This window comes from Pararhizobium sp. (assembly GCF_965279435.1).
Classification (GTDB): Bacteria; Pseudomonadota; Alphaproteobacteria; order Rhizobiales; family Rhizobiaceae; genus Pararhizobium.
Window position 1 is genome coordinate 1901243 of the sequence record NZ_CBDIHY010000003.1, and the last position, 16209, is coordinate 1917451.

The window sequence follows — 16209 nt, forward strand, 5'->3', positions numbered from 1 at the left end:
CAGGAAGCACCCGTAGCTCAGCTGGATAGAGCATCAGACTACGAATCTGAGGGTCGGACGTTCGAATCGTTCCGGGTGCACCATTTCTTTCAATGACTTAGCGGTAAGATTAAAATCGTTTTCGCCCATGGGTGAAACGCTGCCGCGGCTTGTCGCCACGCCAGCGCGCCCTCTTAATCCGGACTATTTCTTCTTCCGCAAGGCTTCGATCAGGGTGCGGGTCTTTCCGGTGGCGTAGACGATGTCTTCGCGATCGAGATGCACAGTGATCTCGACATCTTTCCAGCCCGCACCGTTTTCGCCGGCAAAGATCACAGCGGCTTCCAGCGTCGGAAAAACCGAAGCGGTACTTCCGGCAATCATGAACTGCACCGTGCACTCCGCGTCCGAATAGTTGGTGAGCGCTTTGATGGGATCGAAAGCCATGGTCTTCTCCGGCAATTGGGTCATTGTTCGACCGGCGACGAAACGCCCCGGCCTCGTCGCTATAGCTGGAAAAAACTGTTTCGTCTCGCATGTGGTCGTTCATGTGCAATGCAGCGATCGCGCGACGAACCCGGTATAGCCGCGCCGGGAGAACCGGCGCGGCCTATGTCTTTTACCATTTCTGGTGAACGTGAACCTTGATCAGGCGCTCGTAGACATCGGCAAGGGCTGCCAGCGTTTCGGCAGGGATCGCGGGCAGTTCGCTTGCCGCGGCATTGGCCTTGGCCTGCGCCTCGTTGCGAGCCCCTGGGATGACGACGGAGACGGCCGGGCTCTGGAGGATCCAGGCCAGCGCGAACTGCGCCATCGACGCGCCCTGTGGCACCAGAGGCCGCACCTGTTCGACGGCCTCGAGTGCCACATCCAGCGGCACGCCAGCAAAGGTCTCGCCAACATCGAAGAATTCGCCGTTGCGGTTGAACTTGCGGTGGTCGTCATCGGCAAATTTGGTATCAGCGGTGATCTTGCCGGAGAGCAGGCCGGACGCCAGCGGTACGCGCACGATAATGCCGACATTCTTCTTCTGCGCCTGCTCGAAGAACAGGTTATGCGGGCGCTGGCGGAAGATGTTGTAGATGATCTGGATGGTCGCAACGCCTGGATACTCAATCGCCTTCAGCGCTTCCTCGACAGTCGACACCGAGACGCCGTAGTTGCGGATCTTGCCCTTGACGGTGAGATCGTCCAGCGCCCCGAACATGTCCGGCCGGTAGAACACTTCCGTCGGTGGGCAATGAAGCTGCACGAGGTCGAGCGTCTCGACGCCGAGATTGGCAAGGCTTCGGTCGATGAAGGCTTCGATATTGGCGGCAGTGTACCCCTCGGCCACGTGCGGGTTCAGCCGGCGGCCGGCCTTGGTGGCAACGAAGGGCTTTTCGCCGCCGCGTTCCTTCAGCACCGCTGCAATGATCTTTTCCGAACGGCCATCGCCGTAGACATCGGCCGTATCGATGAAGGTGACGCCGGCATCGAGCGCCGCATTCAGAGCGCGCTTGCCGTCCTCCTCGGAAACATCGCCCCAGGCGCCGCCGATCTGCCAGGCGCCGAAGCCGATTTCTGAAATGGTCGCGCCGGTGCGCCCCAAAATTCTGTTTTTCATGGTTTCATCCTCGCCGGACGGCGCACGCCGCCCCGTCAAACCCGCTCCATCTGAGCGGGAAAACTCTGTTTACCTGCTGTTTCTATTCCGAATATGACAGGCTGGCCAGCATCCGATCTTTCAACAGGATAGTATAGGAGGAAAAATAATTCTTGTTTTCAACGCGTTATCGAAAGTGCGCCGAAGCGGTGTCCGTCAATCTTCCAGCCGGAGGACAGTCCGGCCGCGACTGAGGTCGAGGATCATTGCAGCAGCCGTCTGAGCCGCATCCTTGGGGATTTGCAAGGTGAGGTTGGCGCCGGTGCCGGTAAACGTTTCCGTGCTGACCGTTACACCCAGCCCGCCGAGCCGGGCCTTGATCAGGGCCAGATCGGAAAATTCGCAATCGACGGTGGCCTCGATCGTCTCGATGACCTCTATCTTCTCCGCGGCACGCAGGCACATCGCCGTCGTACCGCCATAGGCGCGGATCAGGCCACCGCTGCCGAGCAGCGTGCCGCCGAACCAGCGTGTGACGACAACGGCGATATGATCGAGCGACTGACCGTCAATGGCCTGCAGGATCGGTTTGCCGGCCGTGCCACTCGGCTCGCCATCATCGTTGAAACGGTAGGTCTGGCCGATGCGGAAAGCCCAGCAATTGTGGTTCGCCGTCGGGTCGGACTGTTCGGCAATGAAGTCTTTTGCCGCCTGCTCGCTGGACACGGGGCCGCAGACCGCGAGAAACCGGCTCTTCTTGATCTCCTGCGTGTGGGTTTCGATGCGTTGAAGCGTGAACATTGGCTGGCCCGTTTGCGCGGTGATAGCGCATCGGGTGGCTTGGTGCCAAGAGATGCCATTCTTCAGGAACTGCGGCGGAGCGAAGACCCCACTCTCCATCATGCTCGCCCTTGTGGCGCGCATCCAGTCACCGCGCGTCTGCGCGGTGAGAGAGCCATTTTCTCACGAAAGTAGATGAGTCTTTTGGCGCCGCAGACGCGGCGCCGCTGGATCCCCGCCACAAGGGCGAGGAAGACGGAGGAAAGGGCGGCGGCAAGCCATCCTTACCCGATCGACATCAGGCTCGCATTGCCGCCTGCAGCCGCCGTGTTGACGCTGGTGGAGACTTCTTCGAGCAGCCAGTTGAGGCAATAGGCATCTGGGTTTTTCGAAAGCTCGGCCGTTGATGCTGCCTGGACCAGGACCAGTGGGCCGGGAAGGGTGGCGATCTGCTTGTTGACGGTGCGGACGCGGTCCGCCTCGCCTTCGATCAGGGCACCGGCGAAGGGCACGTCCATGCGCCAGTCGGCGGTGAAGGAAACGCGGGCGGCGACTGTGGACGGCAACGATGCCAGTGCTTCCTTGAGGCCGGATGCTGTATCGACCACGGCGGTGTTGCCGGTCGCGAAGACGGCGGCAAGCTGGCGGTAAAGGCCATCGGCAGTCTGCGGCACCAGCAGGATTTTTCCGCGCGGATGCAGGGCATAGAGGTTGAGTTCGCCGACCGGGCCGGCAAGCTCTGTGGTGAGGCCGAGCGCCGACTGGCTGCCGGTTTCGCGGGCGTCCTGCGCTGGGGTTCTCAGGCCCTTGCTGTCCAGCCATTTGGCAAAATCGAGTAGGACCGGATCGGTATGAACCGAGCTGTGCTGCGGCGGCACCGGCGGCGTGGTGACGAGGCGGCCGAGATAGAGCGGGCCACCAGCCTTCGGGCCGGTGCCGGAAAGGCCACGGCCGCCAAAGGGCTGCACACCGACGACGGCGCCGATGATGTTGCGGTTGACGTAGAGATTGCCGGCTTTCACCCGCGAGGTGACATGGGCAATGGTTTCGTCAAGGCGCGTGTGCAGGCCAAACGTCAGGCCATAGCCGGTGGCGTTGATGTCGTCGATCAGCCGGTCGAGATCATCGCGCTCGTAGCGCAGCACGTGCAGGACCGGGCCGAAGACTTCGCGCTTGAGGTCGGAAAGCTGTTTCAGCTCGACGATCGTCGGTGGCACGAACGTGCCTTCAGCGGTCGCAGCCGGCAGCGTGATCTGCTCCACCTTGGCGCCGATGCCGCGCATGGCCTCGACGTGTTTTTCGATGATGCCCTTGGCTTCCGCTGATATGACCGGACCAACATCGACAGCCAGACGGTCGGTGCGGCCGATATCGAGTTCGTGCAAGGCGCCCTTCAGCATGGTCAGTACGCGGTCGGCCACGTCGTCCTGCAGGCACAGCACGCGCAGCGCCGAGCAGCGCTGGCCGGCGCTGTCGAAGGCAGAGGCGATGACGTCGCCGACGACCTGTTCGGCAAGCGCGGATGAATCAACGATCATGGCATTCTGGCCGCCGGTTTCGGCAATCAGCGGGATCGGCTTGCCGGAGGGGGAAAGCCGGTCGGCAAGCTGGGCCTGGATCAGCCGGGCAACCTCGGTCGAACCGGTGAACATCACCCCGGCAATGTTGGGCGCGCCGACAAGGGCAGCACCGACGCGGCCGTCACCCGGCAGCAGCTGCAAGGCCTCTGCCGGGATGCCGGCTTCATGCAGGATGCGCACGCCTTCGGCGGCGATCAGCGGAGTTTCCTCGGCGGGTTTGGCCAGCACCGGATTACCGGCGACCAGCGCTGCGGCGATCTGGCCGGAGAAGATGGCGAGCGGAAAATTCCACGGGCTGATGCAGACGATGGGGCCGAGCGCCTGATGGGCAGGTCCGAGCGTGCGGGTCGCCTGTTCGGCGTAATAGCGCAGGAAGTCGATGGCTTCGCGGACTTCGGCAATGGCGTTCGGCAGCGACTTGCCGGCTTCACGGACAATGAGGCCGAGCAGCGTCGGCATGCGAGCCTGCATCAGGTCGGCGGCGCGCACCAGGCATTGGGCACGCTCGGTGGGCGAAACGGTGCTCCACTTGGCACCCTCGGCAAGCGCGATCTCGACGGCGCGGCGGGCATCGTCTTCGGCAGTCTCGATGACGGAGCCGACGACATCGCGGTGATCGCCGGGGTTGAGCACTAGACGGCTTTCACCGCGCAGTGTCTCGGCGCAGAGATGCGGGGCGGCGGTCCAGTCAATCGCGGTGCTGGCCTTGAGGGCATCTGACAGCATCGACAGCGAAGTCTCGTTGGAAAGATCGAGACCGGCGGAATTGCTGCGGCCGGCATAGAGATCGGCCGGCGCCTTGATCTGCTCGTGCTGGGCGCCCATCACCGGCATGGCGCGGACGGTATCGACAGGATCGGCAATCAGGTCGTCGATCGAAACAGTGGGATCGGCGATGCGGTTGACGAAGGAGGAGTTGGCGCCGTTTTCAAGCAGGCGGCGGACGAGATAAGCGAGCAGCGTCTCATGCGTGCCAACCGGTGCATAGATGCGGCACGGACGGTCGAGATTGGCCTTGCCGACCACTTCGTCATAGAGCGGTTCGCCCATGCCATGCAGGCACTGGAACTCGTATTTGCCGACCTTGAAATCGGGACCGGCCATTTCATAGATCGTCGCCAGCGACTGCGCGTTATGGGTAGCGAATTGCGGGAAGATCACGTCGGTCGCGTCCAGCAGCTTGCGGGCGCAGGCGATGTAGGAAATGTCGGTGTAGATCTTGCGGGTATAGACCGGGAAACCGTCGAGGCCGTCGATCTGGGCACGCTTGATCTCGGCATCCCAATAGGCACCCTTGACCAAACGCACCATCATCCGGTGACTGGCTCGGCGGGCGAGATCGATGATGAAATCGAGAACGAACGGGCAGCGCTTGCCATAGGCCTGGACGACGAAGCCCATGCCGTTCCAGCCGGAGAGCGCCGGATCGAGGCGCAGTGCTTCAAGCAGGTCGAGCGACAGTTCCAGACGGTCGGCTTCCTCGGCGTCGATGTTGAGGCCGATGTCGTAGCCCTTGGCGATCAGCGCCAGTGCCTTCACCTTCGGCAGCAGTTCAGTCATGACACGGGCCGACTGGGCGCGGACATAGCGCGGGTGCAGCGCCGACAGCTTGATCGAAATGCCGGGGCCTTCATAGATGCCGCGGCCTGCAGAGGCCTTGCCGATAGCGTGGATAGCGTTTTCGTAGTCGGCGTAGTAGCGCTTGGCATCAGCGGCCGTGGTCGCAGCCTCACCCAGCATGTCATAGGAATAGCGGAAGCCCTTGGCCTCCAGCGGCCGCGAGCGCTTTAGCGCCTCGTCGATGGTCTCGCCGGTAACGAACTGCTCGCCCATCATCCGCATCGCCATGTCGACACCACGACGGATCACCGGCTCGCCGGCCCGCGCGATCAGGCGGGTCAGCGCGGCCGACAGGCTGCGGTCGTTGACGGTGGAGGTCAGCTTGCCGGTGACGACGAGACCCCAGGTGGCCGCATTGACGAACAGGGAGCGGCCGCCGCCGATATGCGAGCGCCAGTCGCCATCGGCGATCTTGTCGCGGATCAGCGCGTCGCGGGTGGCTGTGTCGGGAATACGCAGCAAGGCCTCGGCCAGGCACATCAGCGCCACGCCTTCCTGGCTCGACAGCGAATATTCATGCACCAGACCCTCGACGCCGGAGCCCTTGTGCTTGGCGCGCAGGGCGGTGATCAGCTTGCGGGCAGTCGTCTTGGCGCGGGCGCGGATATCGTCGGGCAGGGTGGCGGCCGTCATCAGCGGCGGCAGGCATTCGGTCTCGGGGCGGCGATAGGCGGCGGTGATGGCTTGGCGCAGCGCCGTCTGCTCGGCGATGGGTGGGGCAAAATTAGAAAAGGGAGCTGTTGGGGTATTGGTGGTGTTTTGTGGCTGCGGCAGGCTCATCGAAATCGTCCCTTTTCGAAGCTGTCAGGCTCACGCTGCGTGGCCCGGAATTCATGGGCGCAAAATAGGGTAGAGGCCGCCGGATAGCTATCCGGGAAAACACGCCAGATTCCGGATTTTTCACCGAAATAAATCGCAAAAACCGTACACCATGCGGCGATACCAAAATCGAACCGGACGATCCGTCGTCAGAGAAGCACCTTCTGGGACAGTTTATGCCGGGCCATCAGACATTCGTCGTCGCCCGGCATGCAGGTGCGGCAGACGATCGGGCGGACCGCATAGATCTTGCAGCCGACATGGACACCGAGCTTGCCATCAAGCGCCGAACAACGATTGTCCTCGCAGCGCATGCCGCCGAGATCGGCAGAGACATACTCAGCGGGGATAAGGTCCAGCTCCTCGTCGGTTTCCAGCGAAAAACGTGGCCAGTCTTCGGAATAGCTGCAGCAGGCGCCACAGCTCTGGCAGTCAAAATCATCGGTGGGAACGGCAAGGGTCATGCGGGTAGGGTAGCGGAAATCATGCGGGAACGGAATGGGGTGGAAGGTTGTGGCTTCCTCTTCTCCCCGGCGGGGAGAAGGTGCCCGAAGGGCGGATGAGAGGGAGCCACATACTTTGAATGTGCCGAACCGCCCCCTCATCGCCTCACTGCGTTCGGCACTTCTCCCCGAGGGGAGAAGAGAAAATCTAAGCCACAGCCGCTTCCCGGACCGCGATCTCGTAATCCTCCGTATGCACCAGAATGCCCGTATCCGTCATCACGGCGATGCCGTAGGCGGCTGGTTCATCGACGGAGAGCGAGGCGTCGGGCGCGTCGAAGGGCATCGGCTGCTGGTGGACAGGGCTCTTGAACACCGAAAACGGTATGCCGCGGCCGGAGCCGGAGATTGTCCGGTGCACATGGCCGGCGAAGATATGCAGGACATTGCCCCGGCGCTTGACCACATCGTAGAAATCCACTTCATTGATCAGCCGGATCAGGTCCATGCCGGTAAAGCCGGTGGCGTGCGGCGGGTGGTGCATGAACAGCAGCACCGGCAGATCGCCGGCGGTTTCCAGCTGCCGGTCCAGCCAGGCGAGCCGTTTGGTGCAGAGGAAACCGGCATGGCTGCGCGGATAATCGTAGGGTGGGGCAAACAATGTATCGAGGATCACGGCGCGGCAGTCCGGAAAATCGATGACCTGCTGGACAAAACCGTCCTCGTCCGTGGCAGCATCCGGAAAGACATCCAGGAATGTCTCCCGGTTGTCGTGATTGCCGACAGCGATGGCGAGTGGCGGGATCAGCTGGTCCAGCAGGCCCTTCAACCGCTCATAGGAAGGCCGGTCGGCGCGGTGCGCCAGATCGCCCATGATGATCACCCGGTCCGCATCGGCGTGGTAGCGATTGACGTGATCGATGCCGGCGGCAAGCCGCTGGAAAGGATCAAGTCCGATGATGGACTGTCCCTCGGGTACCATGTGCAGATCGGTGAAGATGATCAGCTTCGTCATTGTGCAGAAACTCACTTAAAAACGCTACTCGATGCCTACACGCTGTCGGTGGATGGCGCGGGCGTCAAGCAACATATTTGGGAGGATTAACGTCAGGGTGCGGCTTCAACGGCGCGTCTCATATCCGATACCGTTGTTATGAGTGACGCCATGATGCCGCAACGTCGCTGAGGTTACGGGCTTTGATCCGAGGGGGCGGCGGTTTTTCCAGGCCCCGTCCGATAGCGTCTAGGCAAAGGTGGCGGGCTGATATATCGCGATATGAAATCGGGTTTCTCGATGTGACGGGTGTTGGTTCTCCCGGATCGAGGATGCAAGGAGCGATGGGATGAGATGGAAGCGCACGATCCAGTTGCTGGATGTTCATTGCGAAGGTGAAATCGGCAAGGTTGCCATTGGCGGTGTGCCGAAAATTCCCGGCAACACGATCGCCGAACAGCTCAACCACATCAACACCGTCGATGACAGCCTGCGCCGGTTCCTTTGCCTGGAACCCCGCGCCGCCTCGATCGGCTCGGTCAATCTGCTGGTGCCGCCGAAGCGGCCGGAAGCGGATGCCGGTTTCATCATCCTGCAGGCCGACCAGGCGCATGCGATGTCCGGTTCCAACTCGATCTGCGTCACCACGGCGCTGCTCGAATCCGGCATTGTCGAAATGAAGGAGCCCGAAACAATCGTCATGCTCGATACCGCCGCCGGTCTCGTCAAGGCGACGGCCACCTGCCGGGACGGCCGCTGTGAGCGCGTCAAGCTCACCATGGTGCCATCCTTTGTTCACGAACTGGATGTCGAGATCGACACCCCGGATTGGGGCCGCATCAAGATGGATATCTGCTATGGCGGCATCTTCTATGCGCTGGTCGATGTGGGGCAGATCGGCACGACGATCGAAAAGGCCAATGCCCGCAAGATTGTCGAGGCTGGCATGATCCTGAAGGATCTGGTCAACCGCACCATCCCTGTCGTCCATCCGGAAATCCCGGAAATCAAGGGCGTCGCCTATGTGATGTTTCGCGATACCGAAGCCGACGGCACTGTGCGCACCTGCACGACGATGTGGCCGGGCCGCGTCGATCGTTCGCCCTGCGGCACCGGCAGCTCCGCCAATCTGGCAACGTTGCACGCCCGTGGGCTGGCAAAGGTCGGCGATGTCTTCAAGTCCCGCTCGATCATCGGGTCCGAATTCGAGGTTGGTCTCGAAAGCGTCACGGAAGTGGCTGGGCGTCCGGCAATCATCCCGACCATTTCGGGACGCGGCTGGACGTTTGGCCTGCATCAGGTCGCACTCGATCCGTTTGACCCGATGGCCGATGGCTTTGCACTCACCGACACCTGGGGCCCGCAGGCAGGCGAAATTCGCTAACCTAAAAGGTTAGTCCACACTTACGGGCTGCCGTTTGAATATTGCTGGGGCGGATAACGCAATCCGCCTCAAGAGATTACGCTGGATTGTCCGGCATGAGCAGGCCGGGGCCTGTTTCTGGGGTGCAGCGGCCTCACTTCACACGGCCCGTCTTCGGCATTGCCAGACTTGCCTGCTCGCTCGGTGTGACGCTGGCTGTGGTGGCGGTATCAACTGCCGGCTGGGCGATCTTGCCTTGTGCGAACGCATCGCCCTTTTCGGCGGCCCGGCTGAACATCGCGGTCGCTGCGGCGGTATCGGCGGGCATGCCTTCGCCGCTCTCCAGCATCAGCCCGAGATTGACCATTGCATCGACATTGCCGCGATCGGCGGCCAGCTTGTAGAACTGCGCTGCCTTGCCGTTATCTTCCGGAATTTGCGTGCCCTCGTCCAGCATCACGGCGAGGTTGAAGGCACCAAGATTGTCCTTGGCGATAGACGCCCGCTCGAACCATTGCGCGGCGAGCGCGCCGTTGGCCGAGGTGCCGATGCCGTCGCGGTAGGCAACGCCGAGATTGTAGGCGGCGAGGATGTTTCCGGTGGCAGCCGCCTTCTGATAGAGCGCGAATTCCGCTGCACGGTCGCCGCGTTCACCGAGCATCACGGCATAATTCACCATCGCGACCGCATGGTTGCCTTCGGCCGCCTTTTCCAGCATCGCCATGGCCTGACCGCGCTGGCCGGCGGCATGGAGCACGCGGGCAAGCTCAAAGGTCTGTCGCGGGCCGCTGCCCTGGTTGTAGGCTTCGCGGCAAGCCGAAAGGGCAATGCCGATACGGATGTCTTCGGTCGCGACGGGACGAAAGGACAAGTTGCGTTGCAGGTCGTGCTCGCTACCGGCTTCCGCATCGCATTGGTCTGCCGGCAACAGCGCCGAGGCGGCGCGGGCGGAGGGAATGGCGATCGCTGCGATCGAAAGCAGGCTGACGGCGGTCAGCAGGATGGCGTTGATGGCTGAAATGCGGTTGCTGGGTTGGTTTTTCATGGCGCTCTCCTCGGTGTTTGTGTCACCCTATGAGCTGTGCTGGACTGCGGCTGTTCCTTGGGAAACAGTATGAGGAGCAACCGGGGAGGAGGATGAGAACACGCCGGGCAAGAGCGGCATCCGAACAGAAGCGGGCTTCCCACCCCATCAACACGGATACTCCCGCCGGAAACCGGATTGTTTTGAACAAGGAGCAGGGACAATGACGCCAGACATTCAACAGTTGCGGCAAAGCCTGATCGGGCGGCGGGCATTCATTGCCGGCTGCGCGCTGGTCGCAGGCGGTCTTGCGGCCATACCGACCCAGGCGAGCACAGTGATCGGCAAGGCATCGGACGTGCGCGGCAAGGTCAATCTTAAGCGGGCGGAAAAGCGGGAGAGCTTGGCGACCGGCGGGCAGATCATGGACAATGATTTTGTCGCCACCGGCAGCGACAGTTTTGCCGATCTTGCGCTGGTCGGCGACACGCGCATCTTGCTGGGGAGCAAGACGGAGCTTCTGCTCGACAGCTTTATCGCTGGCCAGGGCGGCACGATGGAACTCGGCATGGGCCAGATGGTGTTCGACAGGCCGGAAGGCCTGCCGAAGATCGATCTGGCGCTGCGTACCACCTTCGGCATGATCGGCGTGCGGGGCACGAAGTTCTTTGCAGGCCCCAATCGCGGCGTGTTTGCCGTTTTCGTCGAACACGGTCAGGTGGCGGTCGATGCCGGTGGCGTCAGGCGGCTGGTGAACGCCGGTGAGGGTATCGAGATCGCCAAGCCCGGCGAGGCGCCGAACAAGACGGTGAAGTGGAAAGAGGCCCGCATCATCGAAGCCTATGCCAGCGCCGGTCTGAAGCGCTGACCGCGTTCAGGCTTGGCTGGTGAACAGTTCCATCTCGCCAAAACCACGGATTTCGTGCATGCCGACCGAGCGCAGGGTGCGGCCGCTCTCGACGGCGGCCTGCGGGCCGATGCAGATAGCGGTGCCGAGGAATTTGTTGGCCTCTTGAAGCCGGGCTGCAAGATTGATGCAGTCGCCATGCGCCGTGTAATCCAGCTTGCCGCCGGCGCCGACCTCGCCAAGCACGGCAATCCCCGTTTCGATCCCGATGCGGGTGCGGCCGAATTGATGTTCGGCAAAACCCTGCCGCTGGCGCATTTCCTCCGTCAGCGCCCGGATTGCTTCGGCGCAGTCGATCGCCTTGTTGACGTGATCGTCCAGGTCCTCCGGCGCATTGAAGAAGGCGTGCACGGCATCGCCGACCACTTTGTCGACCATACCGCCATACTGCGCCACAAGGCCGTTGACCTCGGCATAGTAGATATCGAGCAGGGTGACGAGATCGCGCGGCGAAAGCTTCTGGGATAGCGTCGAAAAGCCCTCGATATCGGTAAACAGTGCGGTCACCGGGCGCTCCTCGCCTGCCACCCGGTCGTCATCCGGATTGTCGATATAGCGGGCGACCACGGATTGCGGCAGGTATTGCGAGAACTTGCTGCGTGCGGTGGATTCCGCCCTCCGGACGCGGGCGAATTGCAGAGTGCTGGTGACGACAAGCACAAAGACCAGGGCAAGGCTGATGCCGACGGCATCGACCAGCAGCGCGGAACCGGCATAGATAGCCGCAGCTGCAGCGATCGTGGCGGAGATCGCCAGGAGGCCGAAGGCCACGGAGGTGACCGGCCGCAGACGCGTGGCGACGAAGGCCACCAACAGTCCGCCGATCAGGGCCAGGGCTGCTTCGAACAGCGGAAGCCTTGCCTGCCTTTCCGGGATGAAGCCGGTCAGAACGGCATTGGCGATATCGGCATGGATCTGCACCGATGGTTCGAGCGGCATGGAGGCGGTGGAGCGCAGCCCGCCGAGATTGGGCAGGCTGCTGCCGATCAGCACTGTCTTGTCCTTGAAGCGTTCATCCGCAACGCCGCCGCTCAGCGCATCGCCTGCCGACACGGTGCGCGCCTCGATGGTGGCAATGGGGCTTGCGGCAAAACGCAGGCTGCCATCTTCATCCAGTTCGATCAGCCGGCTCTCAAGCTTCAGCCAGGCCGGCTGCCCGCCGAGGATCGGCGTTCGCCCACCCGCCGCCAGCCGCGCAGCTTCAAGCCCCAGCGCAGGATAGGCATCATTGCCGATGATCGAGAAGGCCTGCACACGGCGGATGCGGGCATCCTCATCGCCAACCAGAAACGCGGCTGCTGCCGAGTGCGACGCCGTCTGCAGGAAGCTGCAGGATGCTTCTGCGCCATTGATGAACCAGAGATCGGGAATAGTGACCGGTTTGCGGACGGCGACAGGCGGAACGGGTACCGGATGCTCCGGCCCGCCATCGGCGATCAGGAAGCCAAGAACGACCGGTACGCTGGAAATCGCCTTCGCCAGCGCGACGTTGGATGGTTCTGCCGGATCGCAGGCCGTGCTGAAGATGAAATCGACGGCGACGGCCTTGGCTCCTGCCTTTGACAGTCTCGACAGCAGATCGGCCGTCTCGGTCCGGCCCCAGGTCTTGTCCGGCAACTGCTGTATCGAGGTGCGATCGACGTCGATGACAACGATCTCTGCAGATTGCGGTGCCGGAACCCATTGGGTGAGGGAATCGAAAAACTGCTCCCGCTGCGTTTCGAGCGCCTCCCCACCGTAGAAGAACAGCAGCAAGGCGCCGAGGAGGCTCGCCGCCGCTCCCGCAAAAAGCGGCCTGATCCGGGACAGGCGGAAACTTTTCAACGGGTTATTCCTCCTCCGGTTCCGCGATCTTCTGCAGGCGGCCGATATGGCAGGTGATGATGCCGTCGAGCCGCTTGATCGCAGCGCTTTCCTCCAGCGCCAGAATGGCCCGGTTCACCTTGGGGCGGCTGGCGCCCAGTATGCCGGCAATATCGGATTGGCTGAGCGTCAGGCGCAGATTGGCGCTTTCCGGCAGGTCGGTGCCGTGGATCTGTTTCAGTGTGGCGAGGAAGAAGCGCGCCACACGGGCGTGTAGATCATAGAGCGCGATGGTTTCCAGGCGGTCCGTCGTATCGCGCAGCTGCGAGCAAAGATAGCGGATGATCGATTCAGCGGCGTTCGGTGTATGGGTGATGAAGTCGAGGAAAGCTTTCTTGCTGATGACATAGCCCTCCGTCACTGTGATGGCGGTGGCGTCGGCGGAACGCGGCTGGCTATCGAGAATGGCCATTTCTCCGAACAGTGCTCCGGCCTCGATATGGCGCAGCAGCAGTTCGCGGCCCTGTGGCGTCAGCAGCGACAGCTTGATGCGGCCGGACAGAACGGCAATCATGTAATTGCCTTCATCGCCGCGCTGGAAAATCACCGTTCCCGAGGTCCATTTGCGATAGGTCGCAAGTGCTGAGATCGCGGAAAGCGTCTCCTTGTCGAATTCTTCGAAAATCGGAAAGGAACGCCAGAAGGCCGGACTCTTGTTGATCTCGCTCATTTGCTTCCCCGCCGCAAATTCATTGTTTCCCCGGTAAAGTTCTTCTCGCAGTCTTCAAGGCGTTGCAACAAAAAACACTATGGATGCCGCAATGCACCGGGATATGCTGGCGATGATCCGGTGGATTCGCCGTCACACTGAGCCGTTAAAAGGGTGATGGTGTACTCGGTTGACGATCTTAAGGGGTCGTCTACTTTTTGTGAACAATCTGTCTCCGGCCCATGGGCTGGATGAATTTGGAATTGCTGATAAATCTGTCGCCAACAATGAACCCAAACCGGAGTCTCTTCCAATGCCGCAGAATGCAGTCCTCCTCGTCGCACGTATCCTCCTGTCGATCCTCTTCATCGTTGCCGGCTACGGCAAGATCACGGCACTCGGCGGCACCGCCGGTTATTTCGGCGGCATGGGCCTGCCGCTGCCGATGGTCACGGCCATCCTCGTCACTGCTGTCGAACTGCTCGGTGGTCTCGCCATTCTCGTTGGTTTCTTCACCCGCCCGGCCGCCTATATCCTGGCGCTCTTCTGCGTTGCCACAGCTTTCGTCGCCCACGCTGATTTCTCGGTTGCCGGCAACGACATTCACTTCATGAAGAACCTTGCCATCGCTGGCGGCTTCCTGTTCGTCGCCACGTTCGGTGCCGGTGCTCTCTCGGTTGATGCCAAGCGCGCCTGATTGCTGTTTGCCCAATAAAAAAAGCCCGCTGATTGGAAAATCGGCGGGCTTTTTCGTGTCTATCGTTGAAGGCCGTCAGGAGTAGATGACGCCCTTGCGCAGGATGACATTGCCATAGAGCCGTGGTTCGCTGGTCTGGACAACGGTGTGGGCGGCGCGAACCCGCGGATAGAATTCCGGCCCCAGCAGCGGCGTGACCGCCCGGTCCGGCTCATATCTGGCGCAGCAGGCGATAATGTCCTGATGCACCGGATCGAGCGCATCGCGGTCCTGCTTCACGGTGGCGCGGAAAATGGCCGACGGTACAAAATCGTCGATCGGCAGCAGGCTCAGGATCGCGTCGAGAACCGGGATCAAATGATGCCCGTCGAGCCGGATCAGCCGGCGGCCGTGTTCCTGCCCGGGATAGTTGCCATCGACCAGAGCAATTTCATCGCCGTGGCCCATGGCCCGCAGTGTCGACAGAAGCTCGGGGCTCAGGAGTGGGTTTAGACCTTTCAGCATCAGGCTGTTTCCTTGAAAAGAACGTTGGTATCGATGAGGTAGCGCGAAAACAGCGGCAGGCTGGCGCCGCCGATGGCACGGGCCTGGGCGCCGACCGCACCCTCGATGATATCGGGCAGGATGACGCCTTCGAGGTCGAGATCTCCGGCCGCCTTGCGGATTGCTGCGACGATGCGCTCGCGCACCCAGCCGGGAAAGCCGCCATCGATTACGGCGGCGCCGAAATCGATGATCGAGGCGGAGGAGACGATGGCCTGCGCCAGTGCCGCAGCTGTCAGTTGGATCCAGGTTTCCAGCGGTTCGCCGAAATCGATCCATTCATCGGCGGAATACCAGAGCGGCGTCGGGTCGATACCTTTCTCGCGCAGCAGATTTTCGAGCACGAAAATGGACGCGATCTTCAGCAATTGCTGCGGCTTGCCGTTCTTGTCGGAAACCTGCAGCGGGCCGACGGCGCCGGCCGTTCCGGTGCGGCCGGAAAACAGCGCCGAATTCAAAACGATGCCGCCGCCGATGAACGAGCCGATGTAGAAATAGATGAAATCGGGATAGGAGGAGCCGACCCCGAAGATGAGTTCAGCGCCGCAGGCGCTGGTGGCATCGTTCTGCATTAGCACCGGGTGGTGCGTCCGCGCCGCCACCTCGTCGCGCAGGTCAAAACCGCGCCAGCTGTTCATCGCCTCACGCGGTGCACCGGTCTCCTCGGCCCAGCTCCACAGCTGGAAGGGGGTGGCGATGCCGATGCCGGCGATGCGTGTCCTCTGCTGACCGGTCAGCATCGCTTCGAGTTTGGGGATGCCCTCGACGATGAAGGACAGGATGTCGTCCGGCATCGGATAGGCGTGCGTCTGATGCAACTGCAGGCGGATATTGCCGATAAAATCCATCAGCACCAGATCGCAGCTGCGCCGGCCGATCTTGACGCCGTAGGAGTAGACCGCATCCGGATTGAGCCGCATCGGGATCGACGGCTGGCCGACACGGCCGCGCACCGGTTCGCCGCGAATAAGCAGATCGTCTTTCTCAAGCGCCCGCATGATGACCGTGACGGTTTGCGCCGAAAGGCCGGAACGCCGGGCGATATCGGCCTTCGACAGGCTGCCGTGGCGGCGCACCAGCGACATTACCAGCCTCTCGTTATAGGCGCGCACACGGGTGAGATTGGCGCCGCCACCCGGGTCGAAGACGTCCGGAACGGTCGATGCACCGCCGGAACCGGCTTGTGATGTCATGCCCGTTACCTCCCTAAAGCGCGATTTCCTATCCGGACTGGGTTGTTCCGGACTGGCCTCCTGATCACGCCTTCATTTTGTTTCTTGCGTGCCCTGCAACCACGACAGGCGCATGCACATTTTCTGCGCAGAGAATGGCACAGATATTTAATAATTCAATTTGATTTATT

The 16209-nt window shown here is 61.8% G+C and carries 14 protein-coding genes and 1 tRNA gene; 4 read left to right on the forward strand and 11 right to left on the reverse strand.

Features of this window, described 5'->3' with window-relative positions; translation table 11 throughout:
* Window positions 1-6: 6 nt before the first annotated feature.
* Window positions 7-83: transfer RNA gene (locus tag ACQY8Q_RS14720), tRNA-Arg, on the forward strand.
* 100 nt (window positions 84-183) lie between these two features.
* Here ACQY8Q_RS14720 and ACQY8Q_RS14725 read toward each other — a convergent pair.
* The 6 genes from ACQY8Q_RS14725 to spdA all read right to left on the reverse strand — a co-directional run bounded on the left by ACQY8Q_RS14725 (window position 184) and on the right by spdA (window position 7821).
* Window positions 184-426, reverse strand: coding sequence for a hypothetical protein (locus tag ACQY8Q_RS14725; RefSeq protein WP_428427247.1), 243 nt, complete (start codon window positions 424-426; stop codon window positions 184-186).
* A 172-nt stretch (window positions 427-598) separates the two neighbouring features.
* The gene (locus ACQY8Q_RS14730) at window positions 599-1585 is read right to left on the reverse strand and encodes an aldo/keto reductase (RefSeq protein ID WP_428427248.1); all 987 of its coding nucleotides are present in this window, start codon (window positions 1583-1585) and stop codon (window positions 599-601) included.
* A gap of 195 nt (window positions 1586-1780) precedes the next feature.
* Entirely contained in the window at window positions 1781-2365 is a 585-nt protein-coding gene (locus ACQY8Q_RS14735) for an IMPACT family protein (protein WP_428427249.1), read from the reverse strand.
* 263 nt (window positions 2366-2628) lie between these two features.
* Window positions 2629-6324: a trifunctional transcriptional regulator/proline dehydrogenase/L-glutamate gamma-semialdehyde dehydrogenase gene (gene putA, locus ACQY8Q_RS14740; protein ID WP_428427250.1), complete on the reverse strand. Its 3696-nt coding sequence runs from the start codon at window positions 6322-6324 to the stop codon at window positions 2629-2631.
* 188 nt (window positions 6325-6512) lie between these two features.
* Complete coding sequence (locus ACQY8Q_RS14745; RefSeq protein WP_428427251.1) at window positions 6513-6827, reverse strand: YkgJ family cysteine cluster protein; 315 nt, start codon at window positions 6825-6827, stop codon at window positions 6513-6515.
* A 187-nt stretch (window positions 6828-7014) separates the two neighbouring features.
* Window positions 7015-7821, reverse strand: a complete 807-nt coding sequence (spdA, locus tag ACQY8Q_RS14750) for a 2', 3'cyclic nucleotide phosphodiesterase SpdA (protein ID WP_428427252.1) — start codon at window positions 7819-7821, stop codon at window positions 7015-7017.
* A 328-nt stretch (window positions 7822-8149) separates the two neighbouring features.
* Here spdA and ACQY8Q_RS14755 point away from each other — a divergent pair, with 328 nt between their 5' ends.
* Window positions 8150-9184 carry a proline racemase family protein gene (locus tag ACQY8Q_RS14755; protein WP_428427253.1) on the forward strand — a complete coding sequence of 345 codons (1035 nt, stop codon included), beginning with the start codon at window positions 8150-8152 and terminating at the stop codon, window positions 9182-9184.
* A 133-nt stretch (window positions 9185-9317) separates the two neighbouring features.
* Here the strand turns inward: ACQY8Q_RS14755 and ACQY8Q_RS14760 are convergent, their stop codons facing one another.
* Window positions 9318-10208 (reverse strand): tetratricopeptide repeat protein, encoded by an 891-nt coding sequence (locus tag ACQY8Q_RS14760; RefSeq protein WP_428427254.1) that lies wholly within the window; start codon window positions 10206-10208, stop codon window positions 9318-9320.
* 223 nt (window positions 10209-10431) lie between these two features.
* Between ACQY8Q_RS14760 and ACQY8Q_RS14765 the strand changes: the two genes are divergently transcribed.
* Complete coding sequence (locus tag ACQY8Q_RS14765) at window positions 10432-11055, forward strand: FecR family protein (protein WP_428429791.1); 624 nt, start codon at window positions 10432-10434, stop codon at window positions 11053-11055.
* Window positions 11056-11061: 6 nt separating this feature from the next.
* Here the strand turns inward: ACQY8Q_RS14765 and ACQY8Q_RS14770 are convergent, their stop codons facing one another.
* Entirely contained in the window at window positions 11062-12918 is a 1857-nt protein-coding gene (locus ACQY8Q_RS14770; RefSeq protein WP_428427255.1) for a CHASE2 domain-containing protein, read from the reverse strand.
* Window positions 12919-12922: 4 nt separating this feature from the next.
* A complete protein-coding gene (locus ACQY8Q_RS14775) occupies window positions 12923-13627 on the reverse strand; it encodes a Crp/Fnr family transcriptional regulator (protein ID WP_428427256.1) in 705 nt (234 codons plus the stop codon).
* A 292-nt stretch (window positions 13628-13919) separates the two neighbouring features.
* Between ACQY8Q_RS14775 and ACQY8Q_RS14780 the strand changes: the two genes are divergently transcribed.
* Entirely contained in the window at window positions 13920-14303 is a 384-nt protein-coding gene (locus ACQY8Q_RS14780; RefSeq protein ID WP_428427257.1) for a DoxX family protein, read from the forward strand.
* Between the two features lie 75 nt (window positions 14304-14378).
* Here ACQY8Q_RS14780 and ACQY8Q_RS14785 read toward each other — a convergent pair whose 3' ends face one another.
* Together ACQY8Q_RS14785 and ACQY8Q_RS14790 are read right to left on the reverse strand one after the other, a co-directional pair.
* Entirely contained in the window at window positions 14379-14807 is a 429-nt protein-coding gene (locus ACQY8Q_RS14785) for an RbsD/FucU family protein (protein WP_428427258.1), read from the reverse strand.
* On the reverse strand, window positions 14807-16039 hold the full coding sequence (locus ACQY8Q_RS14790) for an ROK family transcriptional regulator (protein ID WP_428427259.1): 1233 nt from the start codon (window positions 16037-16039) through the stop codon (window positions 14807-14809). The genes ACQY8Q_RS14785 and ACQY8Q_RS14790 overlap by 1 nt, the downstream gene beginning before the upstream one ends.
* Window positions 16040-16209: the final 170 nt, after the last annotated feature.